This window comes from Geotalea sp. SG265 (assembly GCF_022808985.1).
Taxonomy (GTDB): domain Bacteria; phylum Desulfobacterota; class Desulfuromonadia; order Geobacterales; family Geobacteraceae; genus Geotalea.
The window spans coordinates 25246-43906 of record NZ_JAKZFT010000007.1; the positions used below are offsets into that span (position 1 = coordinate 25246).

Annotated in this window: 21 protein-coding genes and 1 riboswitch; all 21 genes read left to right on the forward strand. The window is 59.4% G+C overall.

What is annotated here, in order from left to right; translation table 11 throughout:
* The first annotated feature begins 64 nt into the window (after positions 1-64).
* The 21 genes from ML541_RS10040 (at position 65) to ML541_RS10140 (ending at position 18655) form a co-directional block, all read left to right on the forward strand.
* A complete protein-coding gene (locus ML541_RS10040; RefSeq protein ID WP_243372667.1) occupies positions 65-1318 on the forward strand; it encodes an MFS transporter in 1254 nt (417 codons plus the stop codon).
* Between the two features lie 25 nt (positions 1319-1343).
* The gene (locus tag ML541_RS10045) at positions 1344-3185 is read left to right on the forward strand and encodes an FAD-dependent oxidoreductase (protein WP_243372669.1); all 1842 of its coding nucleotides are present in this window, start codon (positions 1344-1346) and stop codon (positions 3183-3185) included.
* A 39-nt stretch (positions 3186-3224) separates the two neighbouring features.
* Positions 3225-3968 (forward strand): cytochrome b N-terminal domain-containing protein, encoded by a 744-nt coding sequence (locus ML541_RS10050; protein WP_243372671.1) that lies wholly within the window; start codon positions 3225-3227, stop codon positions 3966-3968.
* A 24-nt stretch (positions 3969-3992) separates the two neighbouring features.
* Entirely contained in the window at positions 3993-4511 is a 519-nt protein-coding gene (locus ML541_RS10055) for a menaquinol oxidoreductase (protein ID WP_243372673.1), read from the forward strand.
* Between the two features lie 31 nt (positions 4512-4542).
* On the forward strand, positions 4543-5058 hold the full coding sequence (locus ML541_RS10060) for a ubiquinol-cytochrome c reductase iron-sulfur subunit (RefSeq protein ID WP_243372674.1): 516 nt from the start codon (positions 4543-4545) through the stop codon (positions 5056-5058).
* A 23-nt stretch (positions 5059-5081) separates the two neighbouring features.
* Positions 5082-6002 carry a cytochrome c gene (locus ML541_RS10065; protein ID WP_243372675.1) on the forward strand — a complete coding sequence of 307 codons (921 nt, stop codon included), beginning with the start codon at positions 5082-5084 and terminating at the stop codon, positions 6000-6002.
* A gap of 54 nt (positions 6003-6056) precedes the next feature.
* Positions 6057-6431, forward strand: a complete 375-nt coding sequence (locus ML541_RS10070; RefSeq protein WP_243372676.1) for a cytochrome c — start codon at positions 6057-6059, stop codon at positions 6429-6431.
* Positions 6428-6847, forward strand: a complete 420-nt coding sequence (locus ML541_RS10075) for a twin-arginine translocation pathway signal protein (protein WP_243372677.1) — start codon at positions 6428-6430, stop codon at positions 6845-6847. Before ML541_RS10070 ends, ML541_RS10075 begins: the two co-directional genes overlap by 4 nt.
* Positions 6848-6870: 23 nt before the next feature.
* Positions 6871-8520, forward strand: a complete 1650-nt coding sequence (locus ML541_RS10080) for an FAD-binding oxidoreductase (RefSeq protein WP_243372678.1) — start codon at positions 6871-6873, stop codon at positions 8518-8520.
* 102 nt (positions 8521-8622) lie between these two features.
* On the forward strand, positions 8623-10179 hold the full coding sequence (locus ML541_RS10085) for an FAD-binding oxidoreductase (RefSeq protein ID WP_243372679.1): 1557 nt from the start codon (positions 8623-8625) through the stop codon (positions 10177-10179).
* A 31-nt stretch (positions 10180-10210) separates the two neighbouring features.
* Positions 10211-11128, forward strand: coding sequence for a transporter (locus ML541_RS10090; protein ID WP_243372680.1), 918 nt, complete (start codon positions 10211-10213; stop codon positions 11126-11128).
* 48 nt (positions 11129-11176) lie between these two features.
* Positions 11177-12268, forward strand: a complete 1092-nt coding sequence (gene buk / locus ML541_RS10095; RefSeq protein WP_243372682.1) for a butyrate kinase — start codon at positions 11177-11179, stop codon at positions 12266-12268.
* A 44-nt stretch (positions 12269-12312) separates the two neighbouring features.
* Complete coding sequence (locus tag ML541_RS10100) at positions 12313-13080, forward strand: SDR family oxidoreductase (protein WP_243372684.1); 768 nt, start codon at positions 12313-12315, stop codon at positions 13078-13080.
* Positions 13081-13090: 10 nt separating this feature from the next.
* Positions 13091-13492: a pyridoxamine 5'-phosphate oxidase family protein gene (locus ML541_RS10105; RefSeq protein WP_243372686.1), complete on the forward strand. Its 402-nt coding sequence runs from the start codon at positions 13091-13093 to the stop codon at positions 13490-13492.
* Positions 13493-13505: 13 nt separating this feature from the next.
* Positions 13506-13630: riboswitch (molybdenum cofactor riboswitch) on the forward strand.
* 13 nt (positions 13631-13643) lie between these two features.
* Positions 13644-15374 (forward strand): aldehyde ferredoxin oxidoreductase C-terminal domain-containing protein, encoded by a 1731-nt coding sequence (locus tag ML541_RS10110; RefSeq protein WP_243372688.1) that lies wholly within the window; start codon positions 13644-13646, stop codon positions 15372-15374.
* A complete protein-coding gene (locus tag ML541_RS10115) occupies positions 15355-15615 on the forward strand; it encodes a MoaD/ThiS family protein (RefSeq protein WP_243372691.1) in 261 nt (86 codons plus the stop codon). Before ML541_RS10110 ends, ML541_RS10115 begins: the two co-directional genes overlap by 20 nt.
* 2 nt (positions 15616-15617) lie before the next feature.
* Positions 15618-16463 (forward strand): HesA/MoeB/ThiF family protein, encoded by an 846-nt coding sequence (locus ML541_RS10120; protein ID WP_243372692.1) that lies wholly within the window; start codon positions 15618-15620, stop codon positions 16461-16463.
* A 16-nt stretch (positions 16464-16479) separates the two neighbouring features.
* Entirely contained in the window at positions 16480-16674 is a 195-nt protein-coding gene (locus ML541_RS10125) for a twin-arginine translocase TatA/TatE family subunit (protein ID WP_243372694.1), read from the forward strand.
* A gap of 76 nt (positions 16675-16750) precedes the next feature.
* Complete coding sequence (locus ML541_RS10130) at positions 16751-17164, forward strand: MarR family transcriptional regulator (RefSeq protein WP_243372696.1); 414 nt, start codon at positions 16751-16753, stop codon at positions 17162-17164.
* A gap of 91 nt (positions 17165-17255) precedes the next feature.
* Complete coding sequence (locus ML541_RS10135; protein ID WP_243372698.1) at positions 17256-18125, forward strand: xanthine dehydrogenase family protein subunit M; 870 nt, start codon at positions 17256-17258, stop codon at positions 18123-18125.
* Positions 18126-18136: 11 nt separating this feature from the next.
* The gene (locus tag ML541_RS10140) at positions 18137-18655 is read left to right on the forward strand and encodes a (2Fe-2S)-binding protein (protein ID WP_243372700.1); all 519 of its coding nucleotides are present in this window, start codon (positions 18137-18139) and stop codon (positions 18653-18655) included.
* The last annotated feature ends 6 nt before the right edge of the window (positions 18656-18661 follow it).

Sequence of the window (18661 nt, forward strand, 5' to 3'; positions counted from 1 at the left end):
ACAAGAGAACATTGTTTTATCGGTTCAGAATGACAGATACCTACCCCTTTCGGAGGTGAATTGAATGGCAACAGTTGAAGGAAATTCAAGTTACCGATGGCTTGTTCTGCTGGCAGGCTGCATGGCGATCTGCTCCATCTATATGGACATGATCGCTTACGCCCCCATTCTCGGGGACATTGCCAAGGATCTCCGCATCGAGATGGGTGCGGCCACCAACCTGATGATGGGCTTCGTCCTCTCAGTGGCCTGCGTGCTCATCTGGGGCGGAGTCGTCTGTGACAAGTTCGGCATCACCACCGCCCTGGTCTTGGGCCTTTTGTGCTCGACGGTGCCAACAGCGCTGATTCCCCTGATCGGCAACAATTTCGGGGCAGTAATGGTTGCCCGCCTGGTACAGGGGGCATCGGTAGGCTTCGTTTTCGCCACCATCGGTCCCATTCTCGCCCTCTGGTTCCATCCCCGGGAGCATGGCATGGCCAGTGGGCTCCTGATCGGCTCCATTTCCCTCGGCTGCGCCATCGGCGTCTTCGTCTCCCCGGCAATTCTGGGCATGACCGGCAGCTGGCAGAAAACGATCTTCACCCTCGGCATCCCCGGCTGGGTGGCCATTCTCCTCGCCGCCATCGCCACGAGGAAAAATCCACCGGCTTTGGCCGCGACAAATGCGGGTGCACCCGCCGAAATTCCGGCAGCAACCGGCAGCTTTGCCAGCGCCGTTGCTTCCCCCATCACCTGGCTCGGCTCCCTGATCGTCTTTTGCAATGCCTGGGCCATGTACGGCCTCTATAACCTGGTTCCACCCTATCTGGCTGCCGAGGCGCCCATGGGGCTCGGCCTGGGACCTGCCATGTCCGGCAAGCTCTCCATCGCCGTCACCATCATCGGGCTCTTCGCCACCATCTTCGGCGGCCTCTTTTTCGACAAGATCGCCAAGGGGAACTCCCGCATAGCGGCTATCATCGGTTTTCTCATCTCCGCCTGCGTCATCGTCATTCTCTTGCCGGCGGTCTCCAAAAGTATCGTCGTCCTGGCGCTCAGCCTGCTGGTGGTCGGCTGGGGCATTCCCTTCATGGGTCCGTCCCTGAGCGCCTTCATCGCCATGAACTACCCGCCGCAGATCGTCGGCCGGATGATCGGCTGGTGGTTCGGCTTCGGCACCTTCGGTGGCGCGGCCGGCCTCTATCTGGGAGGGATGAGCATCAGCAAATCGGGCAATTTCTACCTGGCAATCGGCATGATTTCCATCGCCTCCATCATCGGCGTGCTGCTCTCCATATTCCTGAAGAGCAAGTTGCAACCGGCTGCCGCACAGTAACCCAAGCCACCAAGAGGAGGAAACGATGGCAAACCTCAACGGCAAATATCAGGTACGCGTTCTGGGACTCGAGGACTACCAGGCCCTGACCGCCTGCCAGAACGCCTGCCCCCTGGGCACCGACACCAAGCGCTATTTAAAAGCCATCACCGAAGGGGACTACGAGAAGGCCTTCCTCATCGCCCGGCAGACCAATCCCCTCGTCTCGGTTTGCAGCAGGGTCTGCACCGCCCCCTGTGAGAAAAACTGCCGCAAGGGTGCGGAAGGAAGCCCGGTGGATATCCGCGCCCTGAAGCGCTTTGCCTGCGACCAGCATGGTGTGGCCTCCCCCCGGGACGTGGCCCAAAGGCTCGACGAGTACACCCGCAACGATGAATTGCTCAGCGACCGAACCGGCAACCATATCCTGACCATCTCCAAATGGGTGCAGAAAGCCAGGGAAAAAATGGTAGCGGATAAACCGTCGCCACGGGTGGCGGTCGTCGGTTCGGGTCCCGCCGGTTTGGCTGCTGCCCACGACCTGGCCCTGCTCGGTTACCGGGTGACCATTTTCGAGGCGGCACCACAGCCCGGCGGCCAGCTGATGACCGGCATCCCCGGTTTCCGTCTGCCGAAGGAGATCGTCATGCAGGAAATCGATGCGATTCTCAAGCTGGGCGTAGAACTGAAGCTGAACAGCCCCATCGGCGGGAATGTCTCCCTAGAGGACCTGCGCAGCCAGGGCTACGAATCGATCTTCATCACCGTCGGCCTGCAGGACCCGTTGAAGCTGGCCCTGGAAGGGTCGGACCTGAAGGGTGTCTACACAGGCATCGAGTACGTGCGGGAGCATGACCACATGATCGTCGGCAAACGCTGCCTGGTCATCGGCGGCGGCGGCGTCGCCATCGACTGCGCCCAGCATGCCATCCGCCAGGGAGCGGCTCAGGTTTCCCTCGCCTGCCTGGAATCCTGGGACACCATGCCCGCCAGCCTCGCCGACAAGGAAGACGCCCAGGAAGAGGGCATCGCCTTTTTCCCTTCCCTGGGGCCCCAGCGAGTCATCGGCCAGGACGGCTCGGTGACCGGGGTGGAGTTTCTCCGGGTCAGCTCCGTCTTCGATGCCGACGGCAAATTCAACCCCACCTTCATCCCTGACAGCAAGACCATCCTCCTGGCCGATACGGTGATCCTGGCAGTGGGGCAGGCTTCCACCATTCCCTCCCTCAAGGGGATGTCAGGGCTGGAACTGACCCCCAACGGGCTGATCCGCGCCCACGACGATCTCTCCACCAATCTGCCCGGGGTCTTTGCCGGCGGGGATGACCGCTGGCGCTTCGGCAGGAACGCCACCGACGCCATCGCCGACGGGCAGAAGGCAGCCCGGGCCATCCATGGCTATTTGAGCGGAAACAAGGTCCAGGTCAGCAAGAAGGGCTTTTTGCGGCCGGTATCGTCGGATTTCGTCAACACCCGCTGCGAAACAATCCCTGCGGCCAGGATTCCCAAGCGTGAACCGGGGGAGCGGATCAGAAGCAAGGAGGAAATCACCCTGGGCTTTGCCGAGGAAGAGGCTCGGCACCAGGCGGCACGCTGCCGCCAGTGCAACATCCAGACGGTCTTCGACCCATCCCGTTGCCTGCGCTGCGGCACCTGCGTCGACACCTGTGCCAACGGCGCACTTAGGCTGGTCCGACTGGCGGACATCCAGGGAGACGACAAGGTGGCCAAAGTGGCCGGCAGCGTCGCCAAATCAGCTGCCGGCAAGGGTATGACCGCCATCATCAAGGATGACAGCCGCTGCGCCAGTTGTGGCATGTGCGCCCGGCGGTGCCCTGGCGGGGCAATCGTCATGGCCGAGTTTTACTGCCAAGAGGAATGGGAATAGCCAACCAGTCACGTGCTGTGCACGACATGGAGAAAAACTATGAACGATGCAACCTACAGCGTCAAAGACGCCATCAAGCAACTGCCGACAAACATCAAGCAATCCTTCACCCGGCGTGAAGCGGGAACCGCGGAACAGGAACAGGCAGCCACGGTCTTCGGCAACCTCTTCCTCCACCTGCATCCGGTACGGGTCCACGCCAACGCCCTGCGCCCCTCCTACACCATGGGACTGGGACTGATCTCCTTCTTCCTGTTCCTCATTCTGGTCGTCTCGGGAATCCTGGTGATGTTCTACTACACCCCGTCCACGGAACTGGCCTACCGGAATATGAAGGACCTGGAATTCGCCGTCTCCTTCGGCATCGTCCTGCGCAACATCCACCGCTGGTCGGCCCACGCCATGGTGGCCATGGTCTTCCTGCACATGTGCCGGGTCTTCTACACCGGTGCCTACAAGGCTCCGCGGGAATTCAACTGGGTGATCGGCGTCTGTCTCTTGCTCGTGACGCTCTTCCTCAGCTTTACCGGCTATCTGCTGCCCTGGGACCAGCTGGCCTTCTGGGCCGTTACCGTCGGCTCCAACATCGCCTCCTACATGCCGTGGATCGGCGACAAGATCCGCTTCCTCATGCTCGGCGGCAACGAGGTGGGGCAGATGGCGCTCCTGCGTTTCTACGTCATGCATGTGGCGCTGCTCCCCCTGGTTGCCGTGGTCCTGGTGGGGGTGCATTTCTGGAGGATTCGCAAGGATGGCGGGTTGTCCCGGCCAACTGAAGAATAGAGAAACAACGGAGGAGGATCAGCCATGCAATTAGCGAGAAAAGAAGAAATATTTGCCAAGGACGGCAACAAGACCTATTCCCTGATGGCCATTGTCGAGGGGGAATCCCTCCATGTGGAGCGAGGACCTGAAAATACCGTGCAGACCTGGCCGCACCTGATGGTGCGGGAACTGCTGCTCTTCCTGGTGGTGCTGCTGGCCATTCTCGGCGTGTCGCTCCTCTTCAATGCCCCACTGGAGGAGGCCGCCAACCCGCTCCACTCCACCAATCCGGCCAAGGCCCCCTGGTATTTCGTCGGCATCCAGGAACTGGTGAGCTACTCGGCCTTCCTCGGGGGAATCCTCGTTCCTGCTGCCATCGTCGTCGGGCTCCTGCTTCTCCCCTACCTGGACCGGAGCCCCAAAGGGATCGGCGTCTGGTTCTCGGCGGACCGCAAGCTCGCCAATACGCTCTTTACCGTTTTTGTCGTTGCCATGGTGGTGCTGATCTTCATCGGCCAGTTCCTCAGGGGGCCGAACTGGATCATCCGCTGGCCCTGGTAACTCCAAAACCTTTGAAAAAGGAGAAAATGATATGGAATCGGGAAGCTCCAACGTAACGGCATTGCCTCTTAAAGCCGCAGGCGAGGCGGCAGATGAGAATCGCCGCGGTTTCGTCAAAAAATTCACCCTCTCGGCACTTCTGCTGGGGATCGGCGGTTCGGTCCTCCAGTTCGGCCGCTTCCTGAAGCCCAACGTGCTCTATGAACCGTCCCAGACCTTCAAGGTCGGCGAATTGAGCAAGTTCCCCTACGGCAGCCGCACGGTCATCGAGGGACGGGGCATCGAAATCGTCAGGGAAAAGGACGGCATCCATGCGGTGTCACTGGTCTGCACCCACCTGGGCTGTTTGGTGAAGCCGGTGGATAACGATTCGGAGATCGGCTATGCGTGCCCCTGTCACGGCTCCACCTTTGCCCTCAAGGGAGAGGTCCTGGGCGGCCCAGCGCCGAAAGACCTCCCCTGGTATGAAGTCTATGTGGACAATTCCGGAACCCTCGTGGTGGATACATCCAAGGTGAATCAGAAACGGACCAAACTCGTCGTTTAGTTTGCGGAGAAACGGAGGATCGAATGGAAAAAGCAGCTTTGCAAAAACTTACCGTGCTCTGCCTTATCTGCGCATTTGCCGTGGTCGCCCTGCTTGGGGTAACGGCTTTCAGCGACGGGAAGCGGGAATGGAAGGATTATCAGCTCCAGTACAAGGACGAGCTCCTGAAAAAGATGACCCGGGAGCGTAACCCCGCTTATTACGATCGGATTGCGGGGATGCAGCCGGAAATCAAACAGGTGACCGTGGACGAATGGAAGACAGTCGACCGCTGCATGAGCTGTCACATGGGGACGGAAGACCCCCTCTTTGCCGATGCGGCGTCCCCCTTGAAGACACACCCCTATCCGGAGCTCCTCAAGAAGCATCCAGTGGAAAAATACGGCTGCACCATCTGTCATGGCGGCCAGGGGCTGGCAACCACCTACCACGGCGCCTCTCACAAGACCATCGCCAACTGGCCCTTTCCCATGGTGCCCAAGGGATTGATGCAGTCCCGTTGCGGCTACTGCCACAAGGATTTCGAAGCCATCGGCGCCGACAAGCTGGTCAAAGGACGGCAGCTCTACCAGGAAATGCACTGCTCAGGCTGCCACCAGATCGACAACCAGGGGGGCGCCGTCGGCCCGGATCTGAGCAACTTCGCCGACAAGGACCCGAGCAACTTTTCCTATGACAAGCTCGACGGCAATCATTCCAAACAGGTCTGGGTCATGGAGCACTTCAAAAGCCCGCAGAAGGTCAGCCCCGGCACACCCATGCGCACCTACGCCTTGAACAACGAGCAGATCGAATGCCTGAGCAGCTATGTCCTGAGCCTGAGCCAGCGGAATCTGCAGCGGCAGTATACTCCGGCGGTGAAGGCGGGCTTCGTGGCACCCAAGGTGGACGTTACCGTCCCCGAAGCCGACCTGTCCCTGGAGGATGGTGGGGAAGAGGAGTAGTTTTCCCCCTCGACCTGCCCATGTGGGAAACGACCTTACAGTGAGGAGTGAGCAATGAACGGAAAAAAATCGATAGTCACGGCAGCGCTGGCCCTGGGAATCTTATCGGGGACAATCGTCCGGGCCCAGGAGCCGCCGAAAATGCCCTACGTCTTCGGCATGTACTGCTTCATGTGTCACAAGGAAGGGGTGCAGATCGGCCCCATGGGCATGTTCGACATGCTCTCCAAGTCGGGCAACCCCCTGCACGAGCAGTTTATCCGCAACAACGTCCGCTTCGGCATCAAGGCCATGCCCGCCTTCCGCCTCTCCGAGGTGAGCCCGAAGGAGTTGGACGGCATCGTCAGGTACCTGAAGGATTTGGCCGCATACCGCAAGACGCATCCCAATTACAAGCCCGCACCGGCCCAGGAAGGAGGGGCAAAATGATGATTAACCAGAGCAGAAGAGCGTTTTTCAAAACCGTCTTCACGGCGGGGGCGGCCATTGCAGCCTCCGGGATCGCCACTCAGACCGGTACGGCCGAGGCGGTCAATCCCTGCCGGATCAAGGGGGTCTGTCTGTTCGTCCCTTCTCTGGGCAAGGCAAATGAATTCGTCGCCGAAATGAACAGCAGGGCACCGGGGGAATGGACGGCCCATCCCCTCAAGGGAGAGATGATGGACTGCTATCTGGAAGCCGGTCGCCTGTACGAAGAGGCGAAGGGGACTGCCAATACCTTTGTCGGGGTCGTCGATCCTGCCACCTTCGGCGTAGTCCACGAGGCCATAACCAACAACGGCGGCAGCTTCCATTATATCAAATACGAAGAACGGAACAGGGTGACCTTTTCCGCACAGCTGTAATCCGAATTCCGAGGAGGTAGAAAATGAGTCGTTTCGTTGCCCTTCCCCAGGGAGTGTCGGAAGCAACCTTCGCCAAGGCGATCCAGGAGTATCGCGCCCTCCTGGGCGAGGGGAGGGTCCGCACCGACCCCGCTTCCCTGCAGTCCTATATGAAGATCATGATCCCGGAAACCGAGGAACTGCACAAGCCTTCGGCGGTCATTTATCCGAAAACGGTCAAGGAGATCCAGGCGATCGTCACCATCGCCAACAAGTACAAGACGCCGCTCTGGACCGTCAGCACCGGCAAGAACATGGGCTACGGTTCAGCCGCACCGGCGACGCGCGGTCAGATCGTCCTCGATCTGAAGACCATGAAAAAGATCCTCCATGTGGATGAGGAGCTGGGCTATTGCCTGGTGGAACCCGGGGTGACCTACTACGACCTGCAGCAGTACTTCAAAAAGCACAAGATGAACCTCTGGGTCGATGTGCCGGCTCCCTCGGCCATGGCCAGCCCCATGGGGAACACCGCCGACCGCGGCGTCGGCTATACCCCCTACGGCGAACATTTCCTCTTCTCCTGCGGCATGGAGGTGGTGCTGGCCAGCGGCGACGTGGTCCGAACCGGCACCGGCGGGGTGCCCAATACCACCAGCTGGCAGGCCAACAAGTGGGGCTACGGCCCCTATGTGGACGGCATCTTCACCCAGTCCAACTACGGCATCCTGACCAAGCTCGGGGTCTGGCTGATGAAGGGACCTCCCCCGGGGGGCTATTTCCCCTTCCTGATGAAATTCCCCAAGGTGGAGATGCTCGCCGACATCATCAAGACCCTTATGCCGCTCCGCCTTGCCCAGATCATCCCCAACGCCTGCATCGTCGTCAATGCCGGCTGGGAGGCAGCCGGTTACTTCACCTACGACAAGAACGGCAAGGGGACCAACCGGGAAACTTTCTACAAGGGGAAAGACAGCCTCCCCCCCAAGGTCTTCCAGCAGATCATGGACAAGTACGGCGTCGGGGCCTGGAACTTCTATGCCGCCGTCTACGGCTCGCCTGAACAGGTAGCCCTCAACTGGAAATACGTCTCCGGCTCGTTTAAACAAAAGTTCGGCGACCAGGTGAAGATCATCACCCAGAAGGAGGCCGGGGACGATCCGATCTTCGAATACCGGCGTCAGCTGATGATGGGGGGCAGTACCCTGCAGGAATTCGGCCTCTACAACTGGCGCGGTGGTGGCGGTTCCATGTGGTTCGCCCCGGTGGCGGCAGCCCGGCCGTCGGAATGCGACCGGCAGATGCGGCTGGCGACCGACGTGCTCAACAAGTATGGCTTCGACTACGTCTCGGAATTCATCGTCGGCTGGCGGGACATGCACCACATCATCGACCTTCTCTATGACCGCACCGACATGGAAGAGATGAAGAAAGCCTACCGGTGCTTCGATGAACTTTTGACCGTCTTCACCAACAACGGCTGGGGCACCTACCGGACCAACACCGCCTTTATGGATAAGGTCTCCCATTCCTACGGCCCCGGCATGCGCGATATCCACTACCGCCTGAAGCGGGCCTTGGACCCCAACAACATCCTGGCCCCAGGCAAATCGGGAATCGACCTCAATCCACGCAATCCGGGGTATGCCTTCAACGAGGGGCTGAACCGGGGCAGACCCCTGGATATCCCCTGACGGTACCGGAACAGGTGATGAAAACCGGAGCGTTCCCGGTCGGCAAAGCCGAACCGGCATTGAGGCCGGAAAAGAGACGCAACCAGTCGAGGAGGCATTGATATGAGCAGCTTTATTGCACTTCCCCAGGGAATGAATGAAAACACCTTCACCAGAGCCATCAAGGAATACCGTGCTCTGCTGGGGGACAGGGTCCGGACCGATCAGGCCTCCCTGCAACCGTATATGCGAAGCAGCATTGCCGATAGCGGTTCCCGCAAGCCCTCGGCGGTCGTCTATCCTTCGACACCCGCCGATGTCCAGAAGATTGCCAAGATCGCCGTCAAGTACCGGACACCGCTCTGGACCTACTACGGCGGGGAGAACGAAGGCTACGGCTCCGCCACTCCCGCAACCAACGGTCAGATCGTCCTCGACATGAAGAACATGAAGAAGGTCATCGAGGTGGACAAGGAATTGGGCTACTGCCTGGTGGAACCGGGGGTCACCTACGGCGAGCTGCAGGACTACCTGAAGAAAAACAACATCAACCTCTGGCTCGATGCACCTGCCGCTTCGGCAGGGATGAGCGTGGTCGGCAACATCCTCGAACGGGGGGCCGGCTATACCCCCTACAGCGAGGATTTCCTCTTCTCCTGCGGCATGGAGGTGGTCCTTGCCGACGGCAGTCTCCTGCGCACCGGCATGGGGGGGATTCCCAAGTCCACCAGTTGGCAGGTCTTCAAATGGGGCTTCGGCCCCTATGTGGACGGGCTCTTTTCCCAGGGGAACAACGGCATCGTCACCAAGCTCGGGACCTGGCTGATGGGAGCACCCCCTCCGGGCGGCTACATGCCTTTCTGCATTAAATTTCCGAAAGTGGAGATGGTCGGCGAGATCATCAAGCCGCTCATGTTCCTCAGGGAAACACAGATCGTCCCCAATGCCGCGGCGCTGGTCAATGCCGGCTGGGAAGCGGCCACGATTTTCAGCGCCAAAAACGGCAACGGCAGCTTTTTACGGAACGGCGGCAGTCCCCTGCCCGTAAAGAAGCTCATGGACAGCTACCGGGTCGGGGCCTGGAACCTTTACGGCGCCGTCTACGGTTCACCTGAGCAGGTGGCCCTCAACTGGATGTATGTCTCCGGCACCTTCAAGCAGGCCTTCGGCAACAAGATCCAGATCATCACCGAGAAAGAGGCCAAGGGAGATCCTGCTTTCGAATACCGCAAGCAGCTGATGATGGGGGGGGTCACGCGACAGCACCCCCTGGACAGGTGGCGCGCCGGCGGCGGCTCCATGAAGTTCTGCCCTACAGCGGCGGCACGGCCTGCCGAATGCGCCAAACAGGTCAAGGTGGCGACCGAGATCGTCAACCGCAACGGCTTCGACTATCTCAGCGAGTTCAGCTTCTTCTGGCGCGACGCCCGCCATGTCATCGACCTGCGTTTCAACAACGGCGATGCGGCGGAACGGAAGCGCGCCATGAAGTGCTACGACGAACTGGTGAGCGCTTTCATCAAGAACGGCTGGGCGATCAACCGCACCAACCCTGCCTTCATGGCCAAGGTTGCCAAATCGTACGGTCCGACCATGGGAAGACTTAACCGGACCATCAAACAGGCGCTCGACCCGAAAAACATCCTGGCCCCCGGCAAATCGGGCATTAACTTGGTGTAATTATTCAGGGACTTACCTACAGGAGGCAACAATGAAGCTGATTACTCGTTTGATACTGAGCATCTGCCTGACCCTCTCCCTCTCCGCCGGCGCCTGGGCGTTCAACTCCAGCTCCTTCAACGGCACCGCCGATTTTTATGCGGGGGCCGCGCCGCCGCCGGGGATACACCTGATCGACTACAACGTCTACATGGACATTCGTAAGGTTGAAAACAAGGGCCAGGGACTGGTCGATGGCAGCGGCACCCTCACCGCTCTCGCCTTCCGTCCCATCTATGTTTCCGAAAAGGGGCTTCTGGGCGGCAATCTCCTCTTTCACTCCATCATCCCCCTGTTGAGCGTGGAAGCCAAGGTAACAGCCAATACGCCGGGTGGGCCGATCACCGTAGATGGGCATGACGGCGGCCTCGGCGATGTCTACTTCGGCATCGGCAACGCCTGGCATACGCCCGTCTGGCATTGGCTGACGGTCCTGGACGTCATCACCCCCACCGGTCGTTTCGACCCTAACAAACCGATCAATGCCGGCAACAATGCCTTCATCATCGAGCCGGTGGTGGCCGTGACCGGGCTCTTCCCCAACGGCTTCGAGACCAGCGCCAAGTTCATGTACTCCATTCCCACTAAGAACGGCGACTACGTGGAAGCGGGAACCGGCCTCAAGGGCTACAAGACCGGCCAGTCATTCCATATGGACTACAACGTCAACTACGCCCTGACCAAAGATCTTAAGCTGGGGGTCACCGGCTGGCTCTGGCAGGGGCTGCAAAGCGACGAGATCGGCGGGGTGAGACGCCACGACACGAAGGACTTCGAATTCTCCATGGGTCCTGCAATGCGCTACCAGAACGGCAAGTTTGGACTGGTGGGCAAATATGTGGTGCCTTTAGCCGCCGAAAACCGTATCGAGGCAAACCAGCTCTGGGTCGACCTGGTTTATTCCTTCTAACAAGACAACTCGGCCCTTATTTCAACAGGCACCACAGGGGGGAAAGACATGACATGGGATAAGAAAATACTGATCGTCAACCCGGGCTCGACCTCAACCAAGATCGGCGTTTTTACCCAGGGAAAGATGATCGTCAATCAGTCGGTCAAGCATGACGATGCCGAGCTGCGCAAGTTTCCCACCATCTGGGACCAGTACGACTTCCGCCGGGACGCCATTTTCAAGGTCCTGCAGGACAATGACCTCTCCATGGGCGAGATGGACGCCATCGCCTGCCGGGGAGGCAACGTCAGGCCGCTGCCCGGTGGCATCTACCGCATCTGCCCGAAGATGATCGAGGATATGAAGAGCGGCATCTACGGCGGTCACCCCATCAACGTGGGGGGGCTTGTCGCTTTCGACCTGGGCAATCAGTTCAATATACCGGTGCTCACTGCCGATCCCCCCATGACCGATGAACTCTGCATCTCGGCCCGGTACAGCGGCATTCCCCAGATCAGCAGGCAAAGCAGCTTCCATGCCCTCAACCAGAAGGCGACCGCCAGGAAGATCGCCGCCGAGCTGGGTAAAAAGTACGAGGAAATCAACCTGATCGTCACCCATCTGGGTGGCGGCATATCCGTGGGTGCCCATCGACGGGGAAAGATCATCGATGTGAACAACGCTCTGGACGGGGACGGGCCATTTTCCCCGGAACGGGCCGGGTCGCTTCCCGCAGGTGACCTGGTCAAGCTTTGCTTCAGCGGCGAGTACAGCAAGACGGAGATTCTGAAAATGCTCACCGGAGGTGGTGGTCTCTATGCCTACCTGGGGACAACCGATGCCCAGGAGATCGAGCGGCGTATTGCCGCCGGAGATCAGAAGGCGGCGGCGGTCTATGAAGCCATGATTTATCAGGTGGCTAAGGAGATCGGCGCCTGCGCTGCAGTGCTGGAGGGGGAAGTGGATGTTATTGCTCTCACCGGCAGCCTGGTCTACTCAAAGGTGCTCCTGAACAGCCTGCAGAAGAAGATCGCCTTCATCGCTCCGGTCATGCTCAATCCTGGTGAAAACGAGATGGAAGCCCTTGCCGATGCGGCCATGCGCTATCTCAACAATGAAGAGGCACTGTCCATCTATAGCCAGGAGCAGGCGGCATAAACCGAATTACTGGCAAGAATTCAACAAAATAAAGGAGATGCATCATGGGAAAATTATCAGGCAAAGTAGCAATCATCACCGGCGGGGCACAGGGAATCGGCGCAGCATATGCCGTGGGGCTGGCCAAGGAAGGGGCAAAGATCGTCATCGCCGATGTACTTGACGGAACAAAGGCGGTGGAAGCGGTGAAAAAGGCAGGAAGCGACGCCATCTACGTCAAGACCGACGTCAGCAACCAGGAGCAGTGCGACGCCATGGCCAAGGCTGCACAGGAAAAGTTCGGCTCGGTTGATATCCTCCTCAACAATGCCGCCATCTTCGGCAGCATCGTCCTCAAGCCCTTCACCGAGTGCACTCCCCAGGAATTCATGAAGGTGCTGGAAATCAACGTCCTCGGCCAGTTCAACTGCATGAAGGCGGTTTTCCCCCACATGAAGGCCAAGGGGGGCAAGATCATCAACATCGGCTCCTCCTCCATCAACGAAGGGGTGCCAGGCATGCCCCACTACGTTGCATCCAAGGGTGCGATCATGGCCCTGACCCGCTCCATGGCCCGCGAACTGGGGGATTACAAGATCAACGTCAACACCATCGCCCCCGGCTTCACCCACTCCGACGGAGGGAACAACTTCGACAAGAACAAGAAGCTGGACCTGCCCCCCCTGGAAGAGCTGCAGCTCAATGCCCGCTGCTTGAAGCGGGAAGCGGTGCCGGAAGACCTGGTGGGGCTGGCCCTTTTCCTCGCCAGCGACGACAGCGCCTTCATCACCGGTCAAATGATCGTCCACGACGGCGGGCTTTCATTCCACTAAGGAGGAGTCCATGCAAGAGGTTCTTGAGATGCTGACCATCCCCTGCTTCGGCAATCTGGCCACGGTGGAGGACGGCAAGCCGCGGGTAAGGCCCTTCGCCTTCATGTACGAGGAAAAAGGTAGGTTCTATTTCCTCACCGCCAGTGACAAAAAGGTCTACCGGCAATTAACCGCCACCCCCTTCATCGAGTTCACGAAGCTGACCGATGACATGCGCTGGGTGAGGATCAGCGGCAGAATCGCCTTCGATGACGATGTACAATGCAAAGAGAAGTGTTTTGCCAACTATCCCATGCTGAAGGATATCTACCAGGCGCCGGACAACCCGGTCTTGAAGGTGTTTTACCTGGAACACGGCGCGGCATCCATCGACAGCATGAGCGGTGACCCGCAAAAGTCGTTTACCTTCTAAGCGTCCAGCGGACGCGCAATAAAGTCTCCGAGCCTCCATTGCCTAAAGGGCCGAAAGCCCCACGGCATGGAGGCCTGCAGGCCGGTCCGGAAACGGCTGGACCTCCCTTTCGGAAAGGAGACTGAAAATATCACTGAAAGGGAGAACCACCATGAACAAGATACTTCGCGTCAACATGACCACTCTCACCACCGGCACCGAAGCCGTACCAAAGGAGTGGGCCGCTCTCGGCGGGCGCGCCCTGACTTCAACTATTGTGGCCAAGGAGGTCATCCCCACCTGCCACCCGCTCGGCGAAAACAACAAGCTGATCTTCGCTCCCGGGCTTTTGAGCGGCACCACGGCCGTCAACAGCGGCCGCCTTTCCGCCGGCGCCAAAAGCCCCCTCACCGGCACCATCAAGGAAAGCAACGCCGGCGGTCTGGCAGCACAGATGTTCGGCCGGCTCCGCATCAAGGCACTGATCATCGAGGGGCTCCCCAAGGGAAACGCCTGGTACAGCCTGCACGTCTCCAATAATGGAGTGACTATCGCCGAGGAAAAGGAGCTCATCGGCAAGGGAAATTTCGCCGTTGTCGAAGCTCTCGAAAACAGGATCGGCAAGAAAGTCGGCGTCATCACCATCGGCCCGGCCGGAGAGATGAAGATGCTCTCAGCCAACATCTCAGTCAAGGACGTGGACAGCAAACTGCGCAGCCACGGCCGGGGCGGCCTCGGCGCAGTTATGGGCTCGAAAAGGATCAAGTTCATCTCCATCGATGACAGCGGTGCCCCCGGCATCAAGCCTGTCGATCCGGAAAAATTCACCGCGTCGGCCCGGATTTTCGCCAAGGCGATCATGGAGCATCCCGGCACCGGCCAGGGGCTCCCCACCTTCGGCACGGCGGAGATGGTCAATCTCGTCAACGAGGCGGGGGGGCTTCCGACCCGCAACTTCTCCCTTGGCCGCTATGAAGGCCATGAAAAGATCTCCGGCGAAACCCTGCGCGAGACGATGATCGAGCGTGGCGGTAATCCCAGCCACGGCTGCCAGCCCGGCTGCATCATCAAGTGCTCCCAGGTCTATGTGGATAAAAAGGGCAAGTACATCACCTCCGGCTTCGAATACGAGACCATCGAAATCCTCGGCGCCAACGCCGGGCTGGGCAACCTGGACCAGATTGCCGTCGCCGACTCCATCATGGACGACATCGGCGTCGATTCCATCGAGACATCCATCGCCATCGGAGTCGCCATGGAGGCGGGTGTGCTTCCCTTCGATGACGGCGAAGGGGTGCTGCGCCTTCTCAGGGAAGATATCGGCAAGGGAACACCATTGGGGAGAATCATCGGCAGCGGTGCTGGTCATGTGGGCAAGGTTTTCGGCGTCACCCGCGTACCGGTGGTAAAAAACCAGGCAATTCCCGCCTACGATCCCCGCGCCATCAAGGGGATCGGCATCACCTACGCCACCAGCACCATGGGTGCCGACCATACAATGGGCTATGCGGTCGCCACCAATCTCATGGGAGTCGGTGGCGGCATCGTCGATCCGCTGAAGAAGGACGGTCAGGTCGAACTGTCCCGACACCTGCAGATCGTCACCGTCATGCTCGATTCCATCGGCCTCTGCCTCTTCATCGGTTTCCCGGCTGCCGACATCCCCACCTGCGTTCCGGCCCTGGTGGACATGCTCAATGCCTGCTTCGGCTTCGAACTCACCCCCGAATGGATCGGCGGGCTCGGTGTCAATACCTTGAAGACCGAGAGGGCATTCAACCTGGCGGCCGGTTTCACCAACAAGGATGACCGCCTGCCCGAGTTCTTCAGGGAGCCGCTTCCCCCACACAACGCGGTCTGGGACTTTACTGATGAAGAAATCGATGAGTTCTGGAATTTTTAAGGGAAGGGACTGCGCCATGAACATCACCGTCAGATTGTTCGCCACCTTCCGCTTCGGTCGTTTTGCCTCGGCGACACGGCAGTATCCGCCCCAAACCCGGATCAGCGAGATCATCCGGGAACTGCAGATACCTGACACGGAAATCAGCATGATCATGCTTAACGGCAGACATGCCGATCCCGAGCAATGCTTGTGTGAAGGTGACAGTATCGCCCTCTTTCCAGTTGTGGCAGGAGGATAGCCATGGCAGAGCTTGGCCAGTACCTTGTGGAGTTGGCACAGGATGGGCTTATCACTTGGACCGAGCAGCTTGCTGCGGCAGAACGCTTTGACTGCACCCTTGCAGAAGTGGAGGAGGCAGCGCTGGTGCAGGGGATTCTTCCTGCCCGTTACCAGCGCAACCGTCAGGCAATCAGTTCTGCCCAGCAGCTTGCTCTTTTTAAAGGACGGGTCGCAGTAGTGGGCTGCGGCGGGCTCGGCGGCTATGCCATCGAGGAGCTGGCGAGACTGGGAGTTGGAACCATCGTCGCCATCGACCCGGATGTGTTCGAAGAGCACAACCTCAACCGTCAGCTGCTCTCCAGTCCATACAGGCTCGGGCAGGCCAAGGTGGATGCTGCGGCTGCCCGGGTTGCCGAGATCAACCCGGCGGTCGCCCTTGTTCCTGTTGATGCAGCCTATGCACCGGAACGAGCAGAACTTTTTTTCCGCAATGTAAACGTAGTCGTTGATGCTCTGGATTCGGTGGCGACCAGGCTTGCCCTGGCCGATAGTTGTGAAAATCTCGGCATCCCGCTGGTGCATGGCGCCATCGGCGGGTGGTTCGGCCAGATCGTCACCCAGTTTCCCGGCGACGGCACCATCCGCCAGCTCTATGGCCGCTGGGTGGCGGGCAAGGGTCTGGAACAGAGGCTGGGGAATCCATCCTTCACCCCGGCCCTGGTGGCCAGCATCCAGGTTGCCGAAGTGTGCAAGATTCTCCTGGGCACCGGAAAGGTCCTGCGCCACCGGAAACTGAGCATCAACCTTTTGGATATGGAATTCGAAGAAATCGTGCTCGACCGGCAGGACGCCGCCGTCGGGCAGTAACAGCAAAGGAGCAGCTATGTTTGGATTCGGTCTTCCGGAACTCATGATCGTTATGGTTATTCTGCTGGTCGTCTTCGGACCGGCCAAACTCCCCCAGCTGGGCTCGGCCCTTGGAGGAGCTATCAAGAATTTCAAGAAGGGGGCAGAGGATCCGATGGTCATTGCCGAGGGGGGCAAAGCAAAGGATGACGGCGGCTCTCCCGCCCCCTGATGTTGCAAGAACGATGTTTTATTTTTATTGACAACTTTTCCCCGGTAGGTTATCTTGTATACAAGAGGTTTATACGATGATTTCCTATCGGGACAACATAGTCTTTATCCTGGCAAAAGCCCATCAACGTGCCCAAGCCTCCCTCAAGGCACGGCTACAGCCCTTCTCTCTCACCCCCATGCAGTGCCTGTTCATGGAGGCACTCTGGGAAGAGGACGGGCTTTCGGTCGGGGAAATCGGTCGGCGCATCGCCTTGGATACAGCCACTCTTGCAGGCATACTTGACCGCCTGGTGACGGCAGGATGGGTCCGGCGGGAGGTAGATTCCCAGGACGGCCGGGTGGCACGGGTTTACCTGACTGAAAAAGGGACAGGAGCTATCGGCACGCTGGCGGAAACAATGGAACAGACCAATGACGATCTGCTGAAGGGGTTTTCCCAGGAGGAGCGGCTCCTCCTAAAGCGATTACTCAAGGATTTCAGGGATTAGGGTACGAAAAAATTTTTCTCGAAATAGCTTGTATGCAAGATAATACGCGGGTTGCACCTGTAAACGACCCGACAGCCTGAGGAGACGAACCATGTACATGCCCGATTTCGATTACCATGCCCCCCAGAGCCTGGCCGAGGCCTGCGGGCTGTTGGCAGAGCTGGGGAACAAAGCCACGGTGCTGGCGGGCGGAACCGACGTCCTGCACAAGATGAAGGTGGGAAAACTTGCCCCGGAACACCTGGTTTCCCTGAAAAACCTGGATGAGCTGCGGCAGATCCGCCATGAAGCCGGGCGCGGCATCGTCATGGGGGCACTGACCAGCCACAACACCATCTATACTTCCAAGCTCCTCCAGGAACGCTACCTGTCGCTTCCCATGGCAGCCCACACCATGGCCTCCAACCAGATCTGCAATATGGGAACCGTCGGCGGCAACATCGTCAACGGCGTCCCCTCCGCAGACCTCCCCCCCATCTTGATCGCCCTCGGCGCCTCCATCCGCCTGGTCTCCACCAAGGGTGAACGGACCATGCCCCTGGAAGATTTCTTCCATGGCGCCGCGGAAACGGTCATTGCACCCGGTGAACTCCTCGCCGACATCACCATCCCCGACCAGGCTACCACCGGCAGCACATATATGAAGTTCGGCCTGCGCCGCTCCGGTGCACTGGCGGTCGTGGGTGTTGCCGTGTCGGTCAGGGTCGCCGGAGGTGTCCTGGAGGACGCACGTATCGTCCTAGCTTCCGCAGCCCCGACGGTAATGCGGGCCAAGGGAGCGGAAGATTTCCTGCGCGGGAAGAAGATCAGCGATGAGTTGTTGGCCGAAGCGGGTGAGAAAGCAGCCGGAGAAAGCCGACCCCGCGACAGTATCCGCGGTTCTGCCGAGTACCGGCGGAATCTGGTAGGGGTATTGACCAAACGGGCACTGCGCAAGGCCATCGACGAAGGCCACGTCTAAGGAGGAAGAAAATGCCGCAAGCAATAACCGATAAAGATGGGGTGAAGCGTTACCTGATCACCCTCAAGATTAATGGGGACGAAAAAACGCTGCTGGTGAAAGGGAATGCCATCCTCACCAACGTGCTGCGCGACCAGCTTGACCTGACCGGCACCAAGAAGGGTTGCGAGTTGGGGGACTGCGGTTCCTGCACTGTGCTCCTGGACGGAAAGCCTGTGGATTCCTGCCTGATGCTGGCCATTGAAGCTGACGGCCGGGAAATAACCACCATCGAAGGGGTCGCCGCCAACGGCAGGCTGGACGCCATCCAGGAATCCATGATCAACCATGCCGCTGTCCAGTGCGGTTACTGCACCCCCGGCATGGTGCTGTCGGCCAAGGCGCTTCTGACCCGCAATCCCCACCCGACCGAGCCGGAGGTGCGGGAGGCAATCGCCGGCAATCTCTGCCGCTGCACCGGCTACGTCCATATCGTCGAGGCGGTGCTGGCCGCCTCCCAGGGGCAAACGGCGCCTGAAGACAGCCATTAGGGAGAA